24 protein-coding genes are annotated in these 18,052 nt (G+C 70.6%); 17 read left to right on the forward strand and 7 right to left on the reverse strand.

Annotated features, from left to right (window positions below; genetic code table 11):
* From FRAEUI1C_RS32330 to FRAEUI1C_RS32345, 4 genes are read left to right on the forward strand one after another with little or no spacing between them, the layout of a single operon-like run.
* Positions 1-501 carry a gas vesicle structural protein GvpA gene (locus tag FRAEUI1C_RS32330; RefSeq protein WP_013427596.1) on the forward strand — a complete coding sequence of 167 codons (501 nt, stop codon included), beginning with the start codon at positions 1-3 and terminating at the stop codon, positions 499-501.
* Between the two features lies 1 nt (position 502).
* Positions 503-1,291: a GvpL/GvpF family gas vesicle protein gene (locus FRAEUI1C_RS32335; protein ID WP_013427597.1), complete on the forward strand. Its 789-nt coding sequence runs from the start codon at positions 503-505 to the stop codon at positions 1,289-1,291.
* A 37-nt stretch (positions 1,292-1,328) separates the two neighbouring features.
* On the forward strand, positions 1,329-2,060 hold the full coding sequence (locus tag FRAEUI1C_RS32340; protein WP_013427598.1) for a hypothetical protein: 732 nt from the start codon (positions 1,329-1,331) through the stop codon (positions 2,058-2,060).
* A gap of 14 nt (positions 2,061-2,074) precedes the next feature.
* The gene (locus FRAEUI1C_RS32345; RefSeq protein WP_013427599.1) at positions 2,075-3,070 is read left to right on the forward strand and encodes an SRPBCC family protein; all 996 of its coding nucleotides are present in this window, start codon (positions 2,075-2,077) and stop codon (positions 3,068-3,070) included.
* 240 nt (positions 3,071-3,310) lie between these two features.
* Here the strand turns inward: FRAEUI1C_RS32345 and FRAEUI1C_RS40520 are convergent, their stop codons facing one another.
* On the reverse strand, positions 3,311-3,466 hold the full coding sequence (locus FRAEUI1C_RS40520; protein WP_013427600.1) for a DUF6131 family protein: 156 nt from the start codon (positions 3,464-3,466) through the stop codon (positions 3,311-3,313).
* A gap of 410 nt (positions 3,467-3,876) precedes the next feature.
* The gene (locus FRAEUI1C_RS32350) at positions 3,877-4,377 is read right to left on the reverse strand and encodes a hemerythrin domain-containing protein (RefSeq protein ID WP_013427601.1); all 501 of its coding nucleotides are present in this window, start codon (positions 4,375-4,377) and stop codon (positions 3,877-3,879) included.
* Between the two features lie 478 nt (positions 4,378-4,855).
* On the opposite strand from FRAEUI1C_RS32350, the gene FRAEUI1C_RS32355 reads away from it, so the two are divergent.
* Complete coding sequence (locus FRAEUI1C_RS32355) at positions 4,856-5,422, forward strand: hemerythrin domain-containing protein (protein ID WP_013427602.1); 567 nt, start codon at positions 4,856-4,858, stop codon at positions 5,420-5,422.
* Positions 5,423-5,734: 312 nt separating this feature from the next.
* Here the strand turns inward: FRAEUI1C_RS32355 and FRAEUI1C_RS32360 are convergent, their stop codons facing one another.
* The 4 genes from FRAEUI1C_RS32360 to FRAEUI1C_RS39910 all read right to left on the reverse strand — a co-directional run bounded on the left by FRAEUI1C_RS32360 (position 5,735) and on the right by FRAEUI1C_RS39910 (position 9,028).
* Entirely contained in the window at positions 5,735-6,610 is an 876-nt protein-coding gene (locus tag FRAEUI1C_RS32360) for a DUF72 domain-containing protein (protein WP_013427603.1), read from the reverse strand.
* Positions 6,611-6,617: 7 nt separating this feature from the next.
* Complete coding sequence (locus FRAEUI1C_RS32365; protein ID WP_013427604.1) at positions 6,618-6,911, reverse strand: hypothetical protein; 294 nt, start codon at positions 6,909-6,911, stop codon at positions 6,618-6,620.
* Positions 6,912-7,600: 689 nt separating this feature from the next.
* The gene (locus FRAEUI1C_RS32370; protein ID WP_013427605.1) at positions 7,601-8,059 is read right to left on the reverse strand and encodes an SRPBCC family protein; all 459 of its coding nucleotides are present in this window, start codon (positions 8,057-8,059) and stop codon (positions 7,601-7,603) included.
* A gap of 705 nt (positions 8,060-8,764) precedes the next feature.
* Positions 8,765-9,028 (reverse strand): hypothetical protein, encoded by a 264-nt coding sequence (locus FRAEUI1C_RS39910; RefSeq protein ID WP_157735124.1) that lies wholly within the window; start codon positions 9,026-9,028, stop codon positions 8,765-8,767.
* On the opposite strand from FRAEUI1C_RS39910, the gene FRAEUI1C_RS32380 reads away from it, so the two are divergent.
* From FRAEUI1C_RS32380 to FRAEUI1C_RS32435, 12 genes are all read left to right on the forward strand, one after another.
* Positions 9,018-9,614, forward strand: coding sequence for a metallophosphoesterase family protein (locus FRAEUI1C_RS32380; protein WP_049807048.1), 597 nt, complete (start codon positions 9,018-9,020; stop codon positions 9,612-9,614). The genes FRAEUI1C_RS39910 and FRAEUI1C_RS32380 overlap by 11 nt on opposite strands.
* Before the next feature lie 237 nt (positions 9,615-9,851).
* Positions 9,852-10,754, forward strand: coding sequence for an alpha/beta fold hydrolase (locus FRAEUI1C_RS32385; RefSeq protein ID WP_368411142.1), 903 nt, complete (start codon positions 9,852-9,854; stop codon positions 10,752-10,754).
* A gap of 127 nt (positions 10,755-10,881) precedes the next feature.
* A complete protein-coding gene (locus FRAEUI1C_RS32390) occupies positions 10,882-11,226 on the forward strand; it encodes a DoxX family protein (RefSeq protein ID WP_198318663.1) in 345 nt (114 codons plus the stop codon).
* Positions 11,227-11,405: 179 nt separating this feature from the next.
* The gene (locus FRAEUI1C_RS32395) at positions 11,406-11,951 is read left to right on the forward strand and encodes a DUF1360 domain-containing protein (protein ID WP_198318664.1); all 546 of its coding nucleotides are present in this window, start codon (positions 11,406-11,408) and stop codon (positions 11,949-11,951) included.
* A 114-nt stretch (positions 11,952-12,065) separates the two neighbouring features.
* Positions 12,066-12,617, forward strand: coding sequence for a Na+/H+ antiporter subunit E (locus FRAEUI1C_RS32400; RefSeq protein ID WP_013427610.1), 552 nt, complete (start codon positions 12,066-12,068; stop codon positions 12,615-12,617).
* Positions 12,614-12,871 carry a monovalent cation/H+ antiporter complex subunit F gene (locus FRAEUI1C_RS40525; protein ID WP_013427611.1) on the forward strand — a complete coding sequence of 86 codons (258 nt, stop codon included), beginning with the start codon at positions 12,614-12,616 and terminating at the stop codon, positions 12,869-12,871. The genes FRAEUI1C_RS32400 and FRAEUI1C_RS40525 overlap by 4 nt, the downstream gene beginning before the upstream one ends.
* Positions 12,871-13,173: a monovalent cation/H(+) antiporter subunit G gene (locus FRAEUI1C_RS40530; RefSeq protein WP_013427612.1), complete on the forward strand. Its 303-nt coding sequence runs from the start codon at positions 12,871-12,873 to the stop codon at positions 13,171-13,173. The genes FRAEUI1C_RS40525 and FRAEUI1C_RS40530 overlap by 1 nt, the downstream gene beginning before the upstream one ends.
* Complete coding sequence (locus FRAEUI1C_RS40535) at positions 13,170-13,415, forward strand: Na(+)/H(+) antiporter subunit B (RefSeq protein ID WP_013427613.1); 246 nt, start codon at positions 13,170-13,172, stop codon at positions 13,413-13,415. The genes FRAEUI1C_RS40530 and FRAEUI1C_RS40535 overlap by 4 nt, the downstream gene beginning before the upstream one ends.
* Positions 13,412-14,182, forward strand: coding sequence for an MnhB domain-containing protein (locus tag FRAEUI1C_RS32420; RefSeq protein WP_013427614.1), 771 nt, complete (start codon positions 13,412-13,414; stop codon positions 14,180-14,182). The genes FRAEUI1C_RS40535 and FRAEUI1C_RS32420 overlap by 4 nt, the downstream gene beginning before the upstream one ends.
* The gene (locus FRAEUI1C_RS32425; protein ID WP_013427615.1) at positions 14,179-14,529 is read left to right on the forward strand and encodes a sodium:proton antiporter; all 351 of its coding nucleotides are present in this window, start codon (positions 14,179-14,181) and stop codon (positions 14,527-14,529) included. Before FRAEUI1C_RS32420 ends, FRAEUI1C_RS32425 begins: the two co-directional genes overlap by 4 nt.
* 25 nt (positions 14,530-14,554) lie before the next feature.
* Complete coding sequence (locus FRAEUI1C_RS32430; RefSeq protein ID WP_013427616.1) at positions 14,555-16,420, forward strand: complex I subunit 5 family protein; 1,866 nt, start codon at positions 14,555-14,557, stop codon at positions 16,418-16,420.
* Positions 16,421-16,560: 140 nt separating this feature from the next.
* On the forward strand, positions 16,561-17,004 hold the full coding sequence (locus tag FRAEUI1C_RS32435; RefSeq protein ID WP_013427617.1) for a response regulator: 444 nt from the start codon (positions 16,561-16,563) through the stop codon (positions 17,002-17,004).
* A gap of 35 nt (positions 17,005-17,039) precedes the next feature.
* On the opposite strand, the gene FRAEUI1C_RS32440 is transcribed toward FRAEUI1C_RS32435, so the two are convergent.
* The gene (locus FRAEUI1C_RS32440; protein ID WP_013427618.1) at positions 17,040-18,017 is read right to left on the reverse strand and encodes a TIGR03557 family F420-dependent LLM class oxidoreductase; all 978 of its coding nucleotides are present in this window, start codon (positions 18,015-18,017) and stop codon (positions 17,040-17,042) included.
* Positions 18,018-18,052: the final 35 nt, after the last annotated feature.

An 18,052-nucleotide genomic window follows, 5' to 3' on the forward strand; every position in this document is an offset into this window, starting at 1 on the left:
ATGACGGTCGCGACGCAGTCGATCGGCCGGGCCCCGCGCCCGAGCAGCCTCGCGGACGTGCTCGAGGTGGTCCTCGACAAGGGGATCGTCATCGACGCGTACGTGCGGGTCGCGTTGGTCGGCATCGAGATCCTCACCATCGACGCCCGCATCGTCATCGCGAGTGTCGACACCTACCTGCGCTTCGCCGAGGCGGTGAACCGACTGGACCTGCAGTCGCGCGAGAAGGAGCAGGTCACCGGCGTCCCCGGGCTTGTCCGGTCGGTCAGCGAAAGCGGTTCACGGTACAAGGCGAAGGGCGCGTTGGAAGGGGTCAAGGACACCGCGCAGGACTTCGTCGCGTCGCTGCGCGGAGACGGCGACGAGGACCGCGACGAGTTCGCGGTGAGGCGGGACAGCAGGGCCGAGCTCACTAGCGGTGCCGCGGACCGCGGCCTGCCGCCGGGCCGTGGGGCTCCCGCGGACCGGGCCGGAGCCCGGTCAGGCTCGGACGGGGCCTGACATGGCCGCGCTGCTGCTCTACGCGGTGGTCCGTGCGGGGCATCCGCTCGCCGACCCGCCGCCGCTGGGCGTGGGCGAAGCGCCAGGGCCGGTCCGGCTGATCCGCCGGGGCGACGTCGCTGCCGTCGTGAGCGCTGTCCCCGAGCCGGTGAGCCTCGCCGACCGGGACGCGGAACGCCACCTCGACATCCTTCTCGACCTACTTGCCGACGGCCCGGTCATCCCGCTGCGGCTGGGATCGGTCGCGCCGGACGAGGACGCCGTCCGTGACGAGGTCCTCGGCGAGCTGGCTCCGGACCTGAGCACACGGCTCGACGCGCTCGACGGCTTCGTCGAGGTGCACGTCGACGCGGACGAGGACGAGCTGACGGCGATCCGGGCAGTGCTGGCGACGGATCCGTCGCTCGCCGGGGCCCGGGCCGCCGCCAGGGACGCGGCCGACGTCCAGGTCCGTATGTCGATCGGTGAGCAGGTGGCGGACCGCGTCGTCACCCGCCGGGCCGAGAAGGCGGAGACACTCCTCGAGGAGCTGCGCCCGTTCGCCGTCGGGGACACCGGCCGAGGGCCGATGGGCGGACCGGAGGACCCCGTCCTGCGCTGGGCGTTCCTCGTCCGGCGCGACCCGGAGCCCGGCCACCGTGACCTTGCGCGTTTCGACGAGGCCGTCGAACGCGCCCGCCGTGACCATCCCGAGCTCGTGATCGGGTACGTCGGCCCACTGCCCGCCTTCCACTTCCTGGGTCCCGTCGAGACCGCCGACGAGCCCCAGGCCAGCAGGTGGGGCTGGTGAGCCAACAGGCCCGCCACCGGGCCGGAAGGAGAGCACGATGAACGTCAAGGTGATGCTGGCCGGTGGGGTCGGCTACCTCCTCGGCAGGACCAAGAAGGGCAAGGCCGCCCTGAAGTTCGCGCTGTGGGCCGGCGGGCACGACGCCAACGTCAAGGACCTCGCCCGCGCACAGGCGCTGAAGTTCCTCGACAGCGACGAGGGCCGGAAGCTCGTGGCCCAGCTGCGCGGGCCGATACTCGCCGGTGGCAGGAAGGCTGCCCTGTCGGTATACGAGCGTCGCGTCGGGTCGCTGACCGAGAACCTCTCGCACCGCACCGCCGAGTTGCGGCACTCGCTCGACGAGACGCCCGCCGAGCTGGGCGGAATGGCCGGCACGCTCACCGGCACGCTGAACGACACCCTCAGCCGGTGGAGCACGCCCCACGGCGAGGAGCCCGACGGCGACGCGCCCCGCGCGCAGTCCGAGCAGGCGACGGCGGACTCCGACGAGGAGCGAGAGCAGGAGACGGCCGCTGCCGAGGGCCGCGAAGCGGCCAGCGGCGAGACGCCCGACAGCGAGGCCGTCGACAGCGGCGCTGCCGCGTCCACGGAAGAACCGGACAGCCCGCGGGCGGCCGAGGGTCGTCCGGTGCCACGCCGACAGGCCGCGCTGGCCGGGAGCCGCCGGCCGCCGTCCCGCCACCCCGGCGTGCGACCGGCGTCCGAGCGACCCGAACCGGCGTCGGTAGCGAGCAGGAAGCGAGCCCGAGCCGCCTCGCCGGCCCGGTAGGAGGTCGATCGATCATGACAGCGGCGGACACCGACCGGCACGCAGGCGGCCTCGCGGGCGCGCTCCTGCATGACCAGGCGACCGAACAGCTGATGCGGGAGGTGAAGAGCTTCCTCGCCGCCGAAGGGCAGAAGGCCGTCCGGCAGGTAGGCGAAAAGCTCGGATCCGCGACAGGCGGGCTGGGCCCGGCCGGCGAAGGGATCAAGAAGATCGCCGCCGGCGAGTCGCCGGGCAAGGCAGCGACGTCGACCGCGCTGAGCATGCTGAAGGAGAAGGTGAAGGGCGCCATCGGTCTCGGCGGCGGCGTAGGCAGCGCGGGCGGTTCGGGTGAGGCCGGACCCCCGAAGGTCACCCACATCGCGGAGAGCCTGGACGTCGCGGTGCCCGTCTCCACCGCCTACGACCAGTGGACCCAGTTCCAGGAGTTCCCGAAGTTCATGAAGGGCGTCGAGGGCGTCGACCCGAAGAGCGAGACCGAGCAGAACTGGCGGGTGAAGGTCTTCAAGTCCCGCCGGACCTGGCAGGGCAAGACCCTCGAGCAGATCCCCGACCGCCGGATCAAGTGGACTACCGAGGGCGGTAAGGGCACCACCAAGGGCACGGTCACCTTCCACCCGCTGGCCGACGACCTGACCCGCGTCGTGCTGACGATGGAGTACTACCCGAGCGGATTCATGGAGAAGATCGGCAACATCTGGCGGGCAGGAGGCCGCCGCGCCCGCCTCGACCTGAAGAACTTCCGCCGCTTCATCACCATCCAGGGCGAGGCCACCGGTTCCTGGCGCGGCGAGATCCGCGACGGCGAGGTCATCCACCAGCCCGACGAGGAACCTTCCGGCGCCGAGCCCCGGGAGGACACCCAGGCTGACACGCCCGAAGCAACATCCCAGCAAGAGGGCGAAGAAGGCGAACCCGCGGACAACCCGGACCAGGAAGACCCGGGCAGCCAGACAGCGCAGAGCGCGCAGCCCAAGGAAGATCAAGGCGCTGGCAAGTCCGAGGACGCCTGAGGACTCGCGGCGGTGCTTGGTGGCTCACATGATGCGTCGCTTCGCTCTGCACGGAAGCGATCCCAGAACGTGTCGTGCGCGGTCTGGCCCTGCTCCATACACGCCAACGCGAACCTACATGGACGAGAAAGAATCTACCCCGCAGGTCGAGGGGGCTCGTCGGCAGTGGTTCGCGCTGGCGCTGGGAAGTGGCTGCGCACGACGGTTTCAGGGGGTGCCGGCGTGCGCGAATCGGTTCTGTCAGAAATAGTGCTTACGGCCGCCCACGGCGCGCCCGGTCTGGCCGAGCACGAGCAGGACGAGGCCGACGATGACCAGGATGATACCGATCGTCCACAGAATCGGGATTCCGAGCAGGAACCCGAGGAGCAGGGCGATGATGCCTGCGGCAATCATGGTGATGCCTCCGATGTGACGGTGCCGCCCCCGTGCTTCCAGGAAGCTGCGAGTCGCGAGGGGTGACGACCTTCGCGTCCCCTGACGGTTGGTCGTCGGGGGCCGGGGGACCGGTATGGGCTGCCTGCCCCCTGCGGCGCGCCCTACACCTCGGCCCACCTGCCGATCTCCTTCGGGGCCCTCCAGCCCGCTCACCCGGGCCTCTCCGACCTACCGGAACAGCCTGGGCAGCTGCTGGTTTGACGGAGACGAGCCGCCGTGTTCAGCGCTGACGGGTCACTGATCGCCCCCACCACGACCGCACCGGCAACGCCGACGCCGACGCCGACGGGGCAGGCTCGACTGTGGGTATCGCCGGGGCGCGCCGATGGCGTCAGGCCCGGGTGGGTCGCTTGGTCGACGTGCCGCGACTACCTAAGGACGGCGTCGACAGTCTTCTTGAGCGCGCTCGGCGCGGCGAGGCTGTGCGGGGCCTTCTCCTTGGCCGCCAGCAGCCGTTCGCCGATCTCGGAAAGCTGGCGGCGGCCGAGCTTCTCACGGACCTGGGGAAACCACTCCGTTTCCTCTTCCTCGATGTGGTGGGTGACGTTCTCGATGAGGACCGTCGTCTTCGCGTCGAACCGCTCGGCCTCGGGGGCCAGGGCGGCGAGCTCCATCGCGAGCAGGTCCGCGACGTGGTGCTCCTCGTAGGACTCGAGGATGTCCTCGGTCAACTCGGGTACCAGGCCGCGTACCTCCGGGTACATGACCTCGTTCTCGATGTAGGTGTGCACCGTGAGCAGTTCGATGATCTTGTCGACGAGCTTGCCCTTCGTCGCCGTGGCGCCCTCCCCCGCCTCCTGGAACCGCTTGAACGCGGCCTTGATCTCCTTGTGGTCCGCCTTGAGGAGCACGATCGCATCTGTCGACATGATTCCTCCAGAATCGGTTGCGGTTCGGGCGCCAGACGTAGCGCCCCTCCCCCAGGTCACGACCTTCAAACTCGATCTCCAGTCGCCATGAAAAACATGCGATCAACCGTCGATAGCCTGCGACCTTCCTGATCCGGAAACGTTCGGAGAGAACGGCCACCCTAAAGTAGGTGTGCTCGTAACGGACAGCTCTGACCGTCAGGGCCGCCGCGGGAATGTGAGATGAATTGATCACGGCCGAGCGGGGCCCGGCCGCGCCAGGGCAGGCCCGACAAGAGGGACGCCCGGCGCGGGCGCGGTCGACAGGTGACCCAGGACGTGTCGGGCCGGCCCGGGAGCCGCGCGAGCGAGGCTTCGTAGGCAACCACGAGCGGCATCTCACCAGAATGCCCAGCTACCGGCGGTTGGGAACGTAGGACAGGGGAACGCGACAAGTACGGACTAATCGGCTGGAAATCCAGCGAGAGGAGTCACGACGATGAGTGACGCCGACGTCGAGCGCGCCCGCGCCGCCGTGCTGCCCGAGGATGACGTGGTGGGGATGCTACTCAACCAGCATGCTCGTATCCGTGACCTGTTCGCGGAGGTGCGGACGGAGTCGGGTCAGCACAAGCAGCACGCATTCGACGAGCTGCGGGCCCTGCTCGCGGTGCATGAGACCGCCGAGGAGATGATCGTGCGGCCGGTCACCACCCAGGTCGACAAGTCGGTCGCCGACGCCCGCGACCACGAGGAGGACGAAGCCGGCCACGTGCTGCGGGCGCTGGAGAAGATGGACGTCAACAGCGCCGAGTTCGACCGTGAGCTGGCCGAGTTCGAGCAGGCCGTCTCCCATCATGCCGAGCACGAGGAAAGCGAGGAGTTCCCGCGGGTACGCGGGGTCCGTAACGAGGAGGAGCTCGAGAAGATGGGCCGGCGGCTGCGCACAGCCGAGAAGATCGCCCCAACACATCCGCACCCGTCGACGGCCGGTTCCACCGCGGCGCAGTGGACGGTCGGACCCATCGTGTCGATCATCGACCGCGTCCGCGACGCCGTGCGATAGCCGCACGGCCAGCGAGACCAGGTCTGCCGGTTTGGACGGCCGAGGCCGGCGCCGTGCTTCGCTCGTCTTCTCATCGGCGAGCGGACCGGACGCCGGCCTCACCCACGTCCACCGCGCCTGGTGGCCCAACCGCTCGGTCAAGCGGCGCGACCGGACAGCCGCCGGGGCCTGAGCCACATGGGGCAGGCCTACTGGGATGTCCGTCTCACTACCGGCAGCGATCGGGAGTCAGCCCGGCCGAGCAGCACGTTCACAGCTTCCTGGAAATCCCGCCATTCGCCGCCGTCGCGACTCTCGGCTGCGCCGTCCGGACTAATCGGCCAGCAGATCTGCCAGTTGCCGGGCGTTGACCTGGGCGTAGTCCGTGTAGCAGTTGTTCATCAGCACGTGAGTGGTATCCGCCTGCTCGGCGAGCTCGCGTAGCCGGGGCGCCCATTCCCGTAGCTCCGCGTCGCCGTACCGGTAGCCGAACCGTTCGTGGATGTCCTTGCTGGTCCACCTGTCGCTGTGGCCGTGGAAACGCATGACGGCGAGGTTCGCCGTCGCCGCGACAACGGGCGGGATCGACGTGGGATAGCCCTGGGGCATGTCGACGCAGACGTACGGCACGGCGTAGGAGGACAGAAAGTCCAGTGTCTCGCGCTGGTTGCGGTCCTCCATCCACGTCCGGTTGCGGAACTCCACGCAGACCGGGAGCGGCGCGCAGCGGCGCTGGCATTCGAGGATGTACTTCTTGTTCGCCGATCCGATCGGGAACCACTGCGGGAACTGGAACAGGATCGCACCGATTTTCCCCGCCCGCGCCAACGGCTGCAGCGTCACGAGGAACCGATCCCATACCTCATCGACCAGATCCGCGGGAAGGTCTCGGGCGTAGAGGTTCTTGCGATCGGACGGCACCCTGTCGCGCAGATCGGCGTACAGCGCGGCCGGCCGGGTCGGATGCTGGGTCAGCAGTGAGAACGCCTTGATGTTGAAGGTGAACTCGGCCGGGCTGCGCTCCACCCACGCGCGCACGGCGTTGTCGCTCGGCGGCGCGTAATACGTGGCGTCGACCTCGACCAGCGGGAACTGGCGCGCGTAATAGCGCAGCCGCTGCTCCGCCGTCTTCGCCTCCGGCGGATACCAGCCGGAATCGATCAGAGTCCTGTCCGTCCACGACGCCGTCCCGACGAGAATCTTTCCCATGTCCAGCTCACTGCCACCGTGATCGGGTCTTCTCCGCGTCCTCGTACGGATCGACGTCAGGGACTTCCTGAGAAAGCTGCTCGTCCAGCGACGAGCCGGCCCGTCCTTCCGTGGCCGTCGGCCGCGCCCGGGTCCCAGCGCTCAGCCGGTCGGGCGCTTCCCAGTCATCATCGAGCGGGTCGCGGCCCGCGTCGGTGTCGCCCAGGTCATCGCTGTCCAGGCTCTCCTCGACGCTCAGCGGCACGTCGTCAAGAACGCCAGCCTGGTCGTCATCCGCGGAACGCTTCTCTGTCTCGGTCATCGCTGCCTCTCGCTCCCAGACAAGGGCTTTGATCGGCGGGCGGCCCGGGGGCAGGATCCGCCGTCTGAGGGTCCGGTGCCCTCGCTCCGCCGACGGCAACCGGCGGCGGGCGCCCGACCAGCAAGCCGGTTCTAGGGCATGCCGCGCGAGAATGCGTCGCCTCCGACAGATCGCCGCCAACCCGCCAGCGTGAAGATCGTGCTCAAATCCCAGCTCGCCAGCCTCATGCTCAAGGCGGCGGGGACCCCGCCGGCGGCGTTGATCGTCGCGGGATGAGGATCCGTGCGCTATGCGCGTAGCGATCGTCGGAGCCACCGGGAACATCGGCCACGCCCTGCTGTGCACCCTGCTAGCAGGCACGCCGGCTGGCCCGCCACGCGAGTCAGGCAGGCCCAGCAGGTGCTGCTGACCAAACACCGTGCCCTGCTCGAACAGACCGCCCGGCAGGCGCCCCTGGGACGGCCCGCTGCGTCCAGGATCTCGCGCCGACCGAGGTGCTGGTCACCGCTCTGCTCGCCGATCCCGACGGTTCGCATCTACGCGACGGGGAGCGTCGCTTCGACGCGCCGTGAGGCATCCAGGTCGGGATGGGTTCGGGTAGCTGGGCGCGGCCTCGTCGAGTCAGGGCTCAGCTCAGAGTCATGCCTGGGCGCCGACCGGCCCGGTCGGCGCCCAGGCGTCTGAGGCTGTTACGGCCGGTCGACCTGGCCGCGCCACGCACCGGACTCGGTACCGCGCTGCTCGATGAACGCCTTGAAGCGCTTCAGATCGGCCTTGACCCGTCGGTCATCCGCACCTACCACCGAGCCGACCTTCTCGGCCACACCTTCGGGCTGCCAGTCCAGCTGGACCGTCACCCGGGTCTGGTCCGCGGCCAGCCGGTGGAAAGTCACCACACCGGCGTGGGTCGGCCCATCCGTGCTCTTCCACGCGACCCGCTCGTCCGGCAGCTGCTCGGTGATCGCCGCGTCGAACTCCCGGTCCTGGCCGCCGACCTTCACATGCCAGTGGGTGTGCGTGTCGTCGAGCTGCTCGATCGACTCCACACCGTTCATGAAGTGCGGGAACGACTCGAACTGGGTCCACTGGTTGTAGGCCGTGCGAACCGGTACCGCGACGTCGATCGACTCCGCGACTGTGGTGGCCATCAGATCTCTCCTCCTGTCGCTGATCTAGACCACCCCGGCCTTCCCCCGCCGGCCAGCGACAACACCAGCCGAGGGGTGCCGTTCGGAACGCGACGGTCGCGAAGCATCGCAAGATGGCCAGCCGTGCGGCTTCCGGGGCGGCCCGGACCAGCGCCGAACTGCGGTGTCGCTGGGGAGCGCGGCCGCCGTACCCACTGGGCTGCGGACGATCTGATTAACGCAGCCCGCAGACGGGTACTGCGCCCTCACTGACATCGGAGGTTTACGACGGCTCTCATTCTGCCGCCTCTGCCTTTCGGCGGTTTGGGCTTGCTTTCCACGCGAGCCGTCTGGGGGCGGTCAGAAACCCCGACCCGCCCGCTGCGTCTAATCAGTCGGGGGGCCGTGCCGGAATTCCGGACGTCGGCGCTGTCAGATAGAGCCAGGCCCGTCTTGAACTGTTCACCTACGCCCGCATGTGCCACTGCACGAGCGGCCACGACCGGAAGGTGCGAAATGGTCGGGACGACCGAAACCGATGACAAGGCCGTGGCCACCGGCCAACATCCGGAGCGCCACGATGGCAGCCTCGCCGCGCAGTTCGCGGCCCGCCCAGAGGCAACTGACGGACCTCGGGCACCGTACCGAGGGAACGCAGGGTCCTGGGTCGCGGTCTCCCTGATCATTGTCGGGTTCGCGCTCGGCGCGGTCGCTCTCCCGGTCCACTCACTGATCCTCTGGATCGCCACAGGCCTGGTCCTGATAGCAGGCGGTGTACTGGCGCTCAGCTCGCGAATCATGGAGCAGGCGCACTAATGCCCGAGTGCGAGGCCCACCGGTGAGCGCGAGGCCCTTCTGACCGAGCTGCGCGATGTCGCCCCGACCCTGGTCGCGATCTGCGGCGACCTGACCCAGACCGCGCGGGCGCAGGAATTTCAGGCCGCCCGCGTTTTCCTCGACGCCCGCTCCGGCGCTCGTCGTGCCCGGCAACCACGACCTGCCTGGATGGCCGGTCTGGACCCGGCTTGCCCAGCCGTGGCGACCGTGGCGACGGCACATCGGCACCGATCCACGCGAGGCCACGACGTACGCGGCCGAGGGGTTGATCGGTGTAGGAGTCACCACCGCCCGGCGAGGAAGCGTGCATCTCGACTGGTCGCGAGGCCGGATCAACCTCCGACAGGTCGACACGACCGTCCAGGCGTTCGAGGACGCCCCCGACTGCGACCTGCGGGTGCATGTCGCGCACCATCCGTTTCTGCTGACCGGGTCGGGCGTCAGCCGCGGCTTGGTGGGCCGGTCCCAGCTGGCCCTGCGACAGCTGCGCCGGCGCGCGGACCTGCTGCTCGGCGGCCATCTCCACCAGGCCTACAGCGGCGTGGTCGACGGCCTGGTCGTCGCGCAGTGCGGCACCACATTCTCCAACCGGCTCAAAGGCGAACCGAACAGCTACAACGTCATCGACGCCGAGGGCGACCGAATCTCGATCTCGACCCGGCGATGGAACGGCGACCGATTCGACACCGACCAGCACTGGCAGTACACCCGTCACGACCACACCTGGGCCCCTGCCTAGCCTTCGGAGCGACTCGGTCGGGCTGCCTGTGGTTTTTCATCCGCATGCTGTGGGAATGCGCCGTCCAACACCGATCACGGGACCCGCCAACGGGCGGGCGACGGCACGGTCCTGGACATGCAGGTAAGGCGGTTCGCGTTGGCCGTTGTCGAGCTGAGGGGGCGGCCGGCGCCGCGGACTCGGACGAGAAGAAGGTCGCGCCAGGCACAGCGTTCAGCTGTCTGTCGGGAGTCCGTGGTGACCGCGGCGGATGGGGTGCGGCTGCATGTCGAGGAGACCGGACCACCGGACGCGGAACTCACGGTGGTGTTCGTGCACGGCTTCTGCATGACCTCCGACGCGTGGGTCTTCCAGCGACGGGGCCTGGCTGATCTGGGACGCCTGGTTTGCTACGACCAGCGCGCCCATGGCCGCTCCGGCCCGTCCGAGGCCGGGCAGTGCACCATCACGCAGCTCGCCGACGACCTGTACCGGGTGCTGAACGACCGGGTGGCGACGGGGCCGGTCGTACTCGTCGGCCATTCCATGGGTGGCATGACGATCCTCGGTCTCGCCGACGCACATCCGGATCTGTTCCGCGACCGGATCGTCGCGGTCGCCCTGCTGTCGACCAGTGCCGGCGAACTGCCGCGGCTGGCGTTCGGGCTGCCCGCCGCGATGACGACGGCGGTACGGCACGTCCTGTCGCCGATGGCCGTAGGCCTGCGCCACACGCCGTCAGTACTGGAACGGCTGCGTGGCAAGGGCGGCACGGTGTCGCGGGCGCTGACCCGGCGGTTCGGGTTCGGCCCGGACGCCGTGCCGGAGTCGACCGTCGACCGCCTGGAGAAAATGATCGCGGCGACGCCGGTCCCCGTCCTCGGCGCGTTCCTTTCGACCCTGCTAGACCATGATCGCCTAGAGGCCGTCGGGGCGTTACGCGCACTGCCGACCCTGCTGCTCGTCGGAGACGCCGACGTCATGACGCCGATCGAACACAGCAAGGTTCTGGCCGACGCCCTCCCGGACGCCGAACTCGCCATCGAGAAAGGCGCCGGGCACGCGGTGATCCTCGAACGCCCAGACGCCGTCAACGCCCACCTCCGAGCCCTCGTCCACCGGGCACAGCACGCGACCCGCCGCCCCAACCGCGCCTCCTGACAGAAGACAGCCCTTCTCGCCTACACCGTCGGACGGACATCAGGGAGTGGCTCGAATGAATGGTCGCGCAAAGCCGCGGCGCGGTTCGTGGGCACGGAACGTCACCCGGGTCGCTGCGGGTGCCGCGATGGTGACCGCCGGGACCGGCCATCTCTCGTTCGCCCGCGAGGACTTCCAGGCTCAGGTCCCCGACTGGGTTCCGCTGGACAAGGACACGACCGTCCTCGCCTCCGGCGTCGTCGAGATCGCCATGGGCGCGGCCCTGATCGGCCTCCCACGCCACCGGCGTCTCGTCGGCGCGACCTTGGCCGCCTTCCTCGTCGCTGTCTTTCCGGGCAACATCAGCCAGTACACCGGTCACCGCGACGGACTCGGTCTCGACACCGACCGCAAACGCGCGGTCCGTCTGCTGTTCCAACCATTGATGGTCGCCGTGGCGTGGTGGTCCACCCACGACAGCGGCGCGTCCTGAACGGACGATCACGGCCCGACCCGGGCGCCGGCGACCGACCCCTGTCCAACCGCCCCACCGTCGTCCTAGCGGCCGCCCCACCGTCGCTGTTGGCCCCAGCGACCGCCACATTCCTGAGCCATGTGCGACGTTGCGCCAAAGTGGGATTTAGGCGGACCCGCGCGGGCAAGTGGGGGTTCGTGAAGACGATTCGGGCCTCCGCTCAACACGTCGCCGATCAGGTTGCGGGCCTCGTCCGCTCGGAGGCGGGCGAGTACTCCGGTGCAGAACCCCGTCCGCTCGGTGGCTACGTCGTCACCCTCGCGGCCTACGGAGGGCTCTGCGCCTCCATGGTCGGGGTCGCGAAGCTGGCCGGCGCCACACCCCCCGAACGCACCAGCCCCGCGGATCTTCTGCTGATCGCGACCGCGACGCACAAGCTCAGCCGGATCCTCACCAAGGATCCGGTCACGAGTCCGCTGCGGGCGCCGTTCACCCGCTTTCGCGGCGTCTCCGGTCCCGCCGAGCTGACCGAGGACGCCCGCGAGTCCCCCTCCCTGGTGCACAGCACCGGAGAACTGCTGACCTGCCCGTTCTGCACGGCGCAGTGGGTGGCGACCGGATTCTTCTTCGGGCTCGTCGTCGCCCCGCGCTTCACCAGGCTGGCCGCCTCCGTCTTCACCGCCGTCGCCGGAGCCGACGTCCTCCAGTTCGCCTACAGCCGCCTCGAACAGACCGCCGAATAGGACCAGCCGGGTGGTCGTCCGGACTGGGAGAGGACGCGGCGTCGAGACGCACGCTGGGTGGGCCGGCAGGCGCGATGCTGGGCGGCAGGGCGGCGGACACGGAGTGAGGCGGGCGTGAGGCGGGACCGACGGTGGATCGGCGCCGCGGTGTGGGTGTTCGTCGGCGCCGCGGTCTGGTTGGTCTCCCTGGCGTCCCTCGCCGCGGTGTCGGTAGCCGAGTGTGTCGCCGCGCTGGTGGCGGGCGTTCTCGGCGCGACGGCCGCGGCCCTGGGCCGTCGCGCGATCGGACAGGCCGGCCCGGGCTCCGACGCAAGGGGGCGGCGGGAGCCGCACCCGCGGGCTCGTTGGCGGCTGGTGGCCCGGCTGCCGGCCGCTGTCCTGGCCGATACGGGACGCGTCTTCGTCCAGGCGGCGCGGCGCGACTCCGTCGGCGGGCTTCGGGTCCTGTACCTCGACGCGGCCGGCGAGGGCGCCCATGCCGCGAGAAATCGCGTCGCGGCCACGATGCTGCTCGGGGTCACGCCTGGCACCTACGTCACCGACGTCGACCGCGACACGGGCGTCGTGACGATCCACGCGCTCGTCCCGCCGTCGGCGACCGAACGCGCCCTGGATCGGTCGGCGACCGGACCGCCGGCCGATGGCGAACGAAGGGAGACACGGTGAGCGGATTCGGCTGGTGCGCCTGCGCGCTGCTGATCGGCGGGGTCGGCCCGGCGGTGGTGCTCGCGTCCCGGGGCGACGCGGCCCGACGGATGGTCGGCCTGCAGCTCGGATCCGCGGTGACGGTTCTGCTGTTGATGCTGCTGGCGCAGGCGTTCGGTCAGCCGTCCTATCTGGTGGTGCCGTTCGTGGCGGTGCCGTTGTCGGTCGCGGGGACCTTCGTGTTCACCCGGCTGCTCCCGTCGCGGCGGTCCTGATGCACGTCGGGGCGCTGTGCTGTGTCGCCGTCGGCACCGGGGTGATCGTCGTGACCGCGATGCTGGCGCTGGTGACCAGGGGCCGGTTCTTCGTCCGGCTGCATCTGGTGACGCCGGTGACGTCGTTGGCCGGGCCGCTGATCGGCCTGGGGCTGGTCCTGGAGAACGGTCTCGGCTTCACCGCGGCGCAGATCGCCGTGATCGTGCTCGCGTTGGCGGTGGCCAGTCCGGCGATGCAGGCGGCGACCGCCCGGCTCGGGGCGATCGAGGCGGGCAGCGCGGCCCCGGAGCCGGCCGAGTGAGCGCGCTCGACGTGCTGCTGCCCGCGGTGCTGACGCTGCTGGTCGTGGGCGCGTTGGCGGTGGTGCTGACCGACGACCCGGCGAGGCAGGCGGTCACTCTCTCGGTCTATGGGCTGCTGCTGACGATCCTGTTCGTGCTGGTCCAGGCGCCTGACGTCGCGTTGAGCCAGGTGGCGGTCGGGACGGCGGTGGTGCCGCTGCTGATCCTGCTCACCCTCCGCAAGATCCGGAGCCGGCGTTGAGTGGCGAGGCGGCCGGCCGGGGGCGGCGCGCCCGGTTGGCGATCTTCTGCGTGGGTGGCGCGGGGGTGGCTGTGCTGTTCGGGCTGGCGGTCTTCGGGCTGCCGGCGCCGGGTGGGGACGACCATCCCTACCGGGATCGGGCGGTGCCGGCGGCGGTGTCGCACGGGACCGCGAACGTGGTGTCGTCGGTCAATTTCGACCTGCGCGCGATGGACACCCTCGGGGAGGAGGCGATCCTGTTCGCGAGCGTGCTCGGGGTCGCGGCGCTGGCGCGTCCCACCACCGGGGAGAACGAACGACGGCTGCGTGCCCCGCGCGAGCAGGTCCTGGACGCCGCCCGGGCGACGGCGGCGGTGTTCTTCCCGGTGACGCTGGTCGTCGGGCTGGATGTCGTCCTGCACGGCGCGCTGACCCCGGGCGGCGGTTTCCAGGGCGGGGTGATCCTGGGCACCGGCATCCATCTCGTCTACATCGCCGGCGGCTACCGGGCGCTGCTGCGGGTCCGCCCGCTGGACGTGTTCGAGCACGGCGAGGCGGTCGGCATGGGCGCGTTCGTCGCCGCCGGTGTCGCCGCGCTGCTCGTCGGCGGGTCGTTCCTGGGCAACGTCGTGCCGACCGGCCGGCTGGGGAGCCTGACCTCGTCGGGAACCGTCGAGCTGCTCAGCCTCGCGGTGGGGGTGGAGGTCGCCTCGGCGGTCGTCGTCCTGCTCGCCGCTTTCCTGACCCAGCTCCTCGAGATCGGCGACCGCCCGGAGGCCGACCAGTGATCAGATACGCGTATCTCGTCGCGGTGGCGATCATGCTGATCGGCGCGTTCGGGATGGTCCGGGCCAAGAACCTGATCAGTCTCGTCACCTGCCTGTCCGTCGCGCAGTCGGGCACCTACGTGCTGCTCGTCGCGGTCGGGTTCCAGCGCGGCGCGCCGGCGCCGGTGTTCGGCGAGCCGGCGAGCCCGCCGACGATCAGGGTCACCGACCCGCTCGTGCAGGCGATGGCGCTGACCGACGTCGTCGTCTCCGCGACCGTCACCGCCCTGCTGCTCGCCCTGACGATCCAGGTCGCGAAGACGCACGGGACGATCGACCCGGACGAGCTGTCCTCGCTGCGCGGCTGAGCCGCGGGCAGACCGACGCCGTGCCATGAGCTGGGCCGATCCCGCGCACCTCGCGCCGCTGACCGTCGCGCTGCCGCTGTTCGTCGCGGCCTTGGTCGTCGGCCTGCACCGCTGGCTGCCACGGTGGGCGCTCGACGGCCTGACGCTGCTGGGCGCCGCCGGGGCTGGGCTGATGGCGCTGCGGCTGGCGTTCGCCGCGGCCCACGCACCTGTCGTCGCATGGATCGGCGGCTGGACCCCGGTCGACGGGTACAGCGTCGGGATCGTCCTCGTCGCCGACCGGGCGGGCGCCTGCGCGGCCGTGGGCGCGGCGGTGCTGGTGTGCGCGTCGCTGATCTACGGCTGGCGGTACTTCGACGCCGTCGAGGGCCGCTACCACGGCCTCGTGCTGCTCCTGCTCGCCGGTATGGAGGGCTTCGCGCTCACCGGGGACCTGTTCGACCTGTTCGTGTTCTTCGAGCTGATGGGCGCGGCGTCCTACGCGCTGACCGGCCTGAAGATCGAGGACCCGCCCGCCGTGCAGGGCGCGCTGTCGTTCGGCGTCGTGAACAGCCTCGGCGCGTACATCGGGCTGATGGGCATCGCGCTGCTCTACGGCCGGACCGGGACGGTGACGCTGGCGAACCTGGGCCCGGCGCTGGGCCGCCATCCCGCCGACGCGCTGACCCTCGCCGCGTGCGCCGCGGTCCTGACCGCGTTCCTGGTCAAGGCGGCGGCGGTGCCGTTCCACTTCTGGCTCGCGGACGCGCACGCCGTCGCGCCGAGCCCGGTGTGTGTGCTGCTGTCCGGGGCGCTGGTGCCGCTCGGCCTTTACGGCGCGTTCCGGGTGTACTGGACGACGTTCAGCACGGTTCTCCCGCCGGGGCACATCCGGGTCGTGTTCCTCGTCCTGGGCACGGTGACGGCGCTGGTCGGCGCGGTCATGTGCCCGTTGCAGCGGCATGCGAAGCGGCTGCTGGCCTACTCGACGATCGCCCACGTCGGCCTGCTGCTGCTCGCCGCCGGCTGCCTGACCGGGATCGGCACCGCCGGCGCCGCGATCTACGTCGCCGGGCATTCGGCGGTGAAGGCGGCGCTGTTCCTGATCGTCGGGACGCTGCTCAACCGCTACGGCACCGTCGACGAGCACGATTTGCACGGCCGGGGGCGTGCCATGCGGGTGCTGCCCTGGCTCGCCGTCGCCGGGGGCCTGGCCCTGGCCGGGCTGCCGCCGTTCGCTACCGCGCTGGGAAAGCAGTTCGGTGAGGAGGCGGTCGGCGAGGTCGGCCAGCCGTGGCTGGCCGCTGTGTTCGTCGTCGTGTCGGCGCTGACCGGGGGCGCCGTGCTGCGCCTGGCCGGACGGGTGTTCTTCGGCTTCGGCCCCCGTCCCGAGACCTCAGTCGACCCGGAGGAGACCAGCGGCGCCGAAGAACCGGAGGCGGCGACCTCGACGATCCGGGTCACGATGCTCGTCCCGATCGTCGTGCTGCTGGCGGTCGCCCTGGTCCTCGGGGTCCTGCCCGCGACAGGCGGCGCCGCCGGGCGGCTCGCCGCGGCGTTCACCGACCCCGCCGGCTACGCGACCTGGGTACTGCACGGGCACGCACCCGCAGGACGACCCGACCCGACGACGGCGAACAACGTCGGCGCGGGCTGGACCATCGCCGGGATCCTCGCTGGCGGCCTGTCCACGCTGCTGGCCTTGGCGTTCGCTGCCTGCGCGCTGTGGCTGCCGGCCGCGGCGCGGCGATCGGAGCCGGTGCGGGCCGCACTCCAGGGCCTCGACGGTGCCAGCCGGCTCGTCGTCGGTCCGCTGCGCCGGGCACATTCCGGCCATGTCGGTGACTACGTCGCGTGGCTGATCAGCGGCGTCGCGGCCCTCGGCACGCTGCTCGGCCTCGCGGCCCACTGACCGCCTTGGCCCCGCCGGGTACTGTAGGCAGTCGGCTCGCCTTGCAACACAGCAGGAATGACCGGCAACTGCGCGCTGTCGGGCGGCTGGCGCAGGGGCATGGCGTGAGGCGTCCCGATCGTCGCTGACGAAGGAGCGGTGTGGCGAACTCGCTTTCCGAGTCGGTGATTCCGATCGAGGTGCTCCTCGTCCAGGACGACCCCGGCGACGTGTTCATGGCCCAGGCCGCGTTCGACGACCACAAGGTCATGAACAACCTGCACGTGGTCGCCGACCGCGTGGCGGCGCTGAGCTTCCTGCGCGGCCAGGGCGAGTACCGCGACAGGCCGCGGCCGGATCTGATCCTGCTCGATCTGAACCTGGGAGACAGTCGACAGCTCCTGGCCGAGGTGCGGTCCGACGACGAGCTGCGCCACCTCCCGGTCGTGGGCCTGACCTCCTCCAAAGCGGAACAGGAAGCGCTCCGCGACGACCTGCACGCCGACGCCTACATGACCAAGCCGGTCGACTTCGAACGGTTCGTCGACGTCGTCTGCCGTCTCGACGCGTTCTTCCTCAGCGTCGTCCGCCTTCCCCGCCGCTGACCCTCACCCCGTCACCGCGCGGCGACGGCCTTTCCTCATGCGAGGGAGGCGGCGCCGGCGCGGGAGCGCAGAGGGCCGGCCAGTTCGGAGTGGAAGAAGTCCAGGAAGTCGTCCGGGTCGGGGCCGGCGTTGAGCAGGACCAGCGTGTCGAACCCGGCGTCGAGGAACTGGTCGGCGACCGCGAGATGGCGGGCCGGGTCCGGGCCGCAGGCGAAACGTTCGGCCACGTCGTGCTCGGTGATTGTCGTCGTCGCGGCGGCGAAGTTCACTGGGTTGGGCAGTTCGCTCATCACCTTCCAGCCGGTCAGCGCCCAGCGGGTGGTTTCCAGCGCGGCCCGGGCCGCGGTCGTCTCGTCGGGCGCGTAGGCCAGCGGGATCTCGGCGTAACGCGGACCGTCGCCACCGGCGGCGCGGTAATGGTCGACGATGGCGGCCTTCGGCTCGGTCGCGAACAGCGCGTCGCCGCATTCGGCGGCCAGCCGGGCTGACGGCTCGCCGCTGGCCGCGACGGCGATCCGCGGTGGAACCGGCGGCAGGTCGAAGACCCGGGCGTCCTCCAGGCGCAGGTAGCGGCCTTCGTAGGACTGGTAGCCGCCGCTCCACAGCAGCCGGATGATCTCGATCGCCTCGCGCAGCATCGCGTGTCGCCGCGTCACCGCCGGGTAGCCCTGGCCCACCACGTGCTCGTTGAGGCGCTCCCCCGAGCCGAGCCCGAGCATGAAGCGGCCATCGGAGAGCAGGGCGACCGTCGCCGCGGCCTGCGCGATCACCGCCGGGTGGTAGCGGATCGTCGGGCAGGTCACCCCGGTCGCGAGCCCGATGCGGTCGGTGGCCTGCGCGATCGCGCCGAGCAGCGACCAGGTGAAGGCCGAGTGTCCCTGACTGTCGAGCCAGGGATGGAAGTGGTCGCTGAGCTCGACGAAGTCGAAGCCGGCGGCCTCCGCGGCGACGGCCTGCCGGATGATCTCCTTCGGCCCGAACGGCTCGGTCGCCAGTTTGTAGCCGATCCGCATCGAAGCTCTCCCTCCGCCGGTCGCGTGCCTGGATG

The sequence above is a fragment of the Pseudofrankia inefficax genome (genome assembly GCF_000166135.1).
GTDB lineage: Bacteria > Actinomycetota > Actinomycetes > Frankiales > Frankiaceae > Pseudofrankia > Pseudofrankia inefficax.

What these genes read in the sequence shown, in the direction of transcription:
- FRAEUI1C_RS32430 (WP_013427616.1), top strand. Translation starts at nt 14,555, where the DNA reads ATGAGCTGGGCCGATCCCGCGCACCTCGCGCCGCTGACCGTCGCGCTG.
- FRAEUI1C_RS32350 (WP_013427601.1), bottom strand. Translation starts at nt 4,377, where the DNA reads ATGTCGACAGATGCGATCGTGCTCCTCAAGGCGGACCACAAGGAGATC.
- FRAEUI1C_RS32440 (WP_013427618.1), bottom strand. Translation starts at nt 18,017, where the DNA reads ATGCGGATCGGCTACAAACTGGCGACCGAGCCGTTCGGGCCGAAGGAG.
- FRAEUI1C_RS32340 (WP_013427598.1), top strand. Translation starts at nt 1,329, where the DNA reads ATGAACGTCAAGGTGATGCTGGCCGGTGGGGTCGGCTACCTCCTCGGC.
- FRAEUI1C_RS32335 (WP_013427597.1), top strand. Translation starts at nt 503, where the DNA reads ATGGCCGCGCTGCTGCTCTACGCGGTGGTCCGTGCGGGGCATCCGCTC.
- FRAEUI1C_RS32345 (WP_013427599.1), top strand. Translation starts at nt 2,075, where the DNA reads ATGACAGCGGCGGACACCGACCGGCACGCAGGCGGCCTCGCGGGCGCG.
- FRAEUI1C_RS32360 (WP_013427603.1), bottom strand. Translation starts at nt 6,610, where the DNA reads ATGGGAAAGATTCTCGTCGGGACGGCGTCGTGGACGGACAGGACTCTG.
- FRAEUI1C_RS32370 (WP_013427605.1), bottom strand. Translation starts at nt 8,059, where the DNA reads ATGGCCACCACAGTCGCGGAGTCGATCGACGTCGCGGTACCGGTTCGC.
- FRAEUI1C_RS40520 (WP_013427600.1), bottom strand. Translation starts at nt 3,466, where the DNA reads ATGATTGCCGCAGGCATCATCGCCCTGCTCCTCGGGTTCCTGCTCGGA.
- FRAEUI1C_RS40530 (WP_013427612.1), top strand. Translation starts at nt 12,871, where the DNA reads ATGCACGTCGGGGCGCTGTGCTGTGTCGCCGTCGGCACCGGGGTGATC.
- FRAEUI1C_RS32355 (WP_013427602.1), top strand. Translation starts at nt 4,856, where the DNA reads ATGAGTGACGCCGACGTCGAGCGCGCCCGCGCCGCCGTGCTGCCCGAG.
- FRAEUI1C_RS32330 (WP_013427596.1), top strand. Translation starts at nt 1, where the DNA reads ATGACGGTCGCGACGCAGTCGATCGGCCGGGCCCCGCGCCCGAGCAGC.
- FRAEUI1C_RS32390 (WP_198318663.1), top strand. Translation starts at nt 10,882, where the DNA reads ATGGTGACCGCCGGGACCGGCCATCTCTCGTTCGCCCGCGAGGACTTC.
- FRAEUI1C_RS32365 (WP_013427604.1), bottom strand. Translation starts at nt 6,911, where the DNA reads ATGACCGAGACAGAGAAGCGTTCCGCGGATGACGACCAGGCTGGCGTT.